A 1,142-nucleotide genomic window follows, 5' to 3' on the forward strand; every position below is an offset into this window, starting at 1 on the left:
TGAAGGTCGATGCCCGGAAGCGCCCGCTATGCGCCGCGATGGCCGACAAGTTTACTTGTGCGCAAACTCAGGCGGCCTATCGAAAGCGCAAATGGCTGTCCGAACCGCCGAATGCCTGGGTAAAGAGCGTTCTCGGATTTCGACAATTCAGCATGCGTGGACTGGCCAAGGCACAGGCCGAATGGAAACTCGTCTGCGCGGCGCTGAACCTACGCAGAATGTCGAAAATGACGCCTGCGTAAGTCCCGAAGGCGACAACATTGCCCTGATTTCGCCGCCGGGAAAGCCACTTTCGCGCGCAATGGCGGGCCAAACCGCAATCGGCGTTGACGCCCGCACGATGTGGCGTCAGTACCGGCAGCTCAAATCCTGTCTGCCGCGCGGATTCCTTCTATGAGCAGTAATTTGTCAAGGCCCGCTCGCGAATCGTCGATTACTTCCTCCACATCTCCTTGCGAGTGGGGTCAAGGGCAGGCCGGAGCCTGGGCGTAGCGAGCCTTTGACAACTCGGAAGAGGCGATATGCTGTCGTATGTTGGTGAGCGCGCGGTATTGCGCTCGCCAACTGCGGCAATCGAATTCACGTCCCCCCTGCCTGAAGCCCGTGGCGCTCGTGAGATGATCCAACGTCCCACAACCTTCTATCCGCTGGCCCGGTTCGCCAGCCCTATCCTGCATGCGCGCTGCGCCGGAGTCTTGTCCGGGTGACGTGCCCCATCTAGAAATCGGTTGCGTCGGCAACCCAGGAGTCCGACGGGCATGTCCACTTCAACCATGGGAACAACAAGTGATCCGATTGTCGCGGCATCACTTTCGCTATGCATACGAGGTCAGAGGGGTTTCATCTGCGCGCCCTCAGGAATAACGCCGTGCTTCAGGTAGCGCCATAGTGCAATCACCAGTCGTCGTGCGACAGCGACGATGGCGATGCGCCGCGCGCGGCGGTTCGGCCCCGTGCCCTGCGTGCGCTGGTTGAACCACTGTGTCAGTGCACTGCCGGGCTGGTAGCGCAGCCAGGTCCACGCCATCTCGATCAGCAGCGCGCGCACCCGTCGGTTGCCCTGACTGATATGACTCCCCGTGTCAATAGGGTGGTTTTCAGATTCTTTCCATAGACGTTTTTAAGTTTCCTGAAGGCGACGT

1 protein-coding gene and 1 pseudogene are annotated in these 1,142 nt (G+C 59.9%); one reads left to right on the forward strand and one right to left on the reverse strand.

The window, feature by feature from the left end; genetic code table 11:
- On the forward strand, window positions 1–242 hold a 242-nt coding region (locus AWB78_RS42700; protein WP_198399512.1), incomplete at its 5' end, for a transposase.
- Window positions 243–829: 587 nt separating this feature from the next.
- Here AWB78_RS42700 and AWB78_RS42705 read toward each other — a convergent pair.
- Window positions 830–1,063 (reverse strand): annotated as a pseudogene (locus AWB78_RS42705) (IS110 family RNA-guided transposase); the annotation flags it as partial.
- Window positions 1,064–1,142 lie beyond the last annotated feature (79 nt).

This window comes from Caballeronia calidae, assembly GCF_900044055.2.
In the GTDB taxonomy this organism is placed as follows: Bacteria; Pseudomonadota; Gammaproteobacteria; order Burkholderiales; family Burkholderiaceae; genus Caballeronia; species Caballeronia calidae.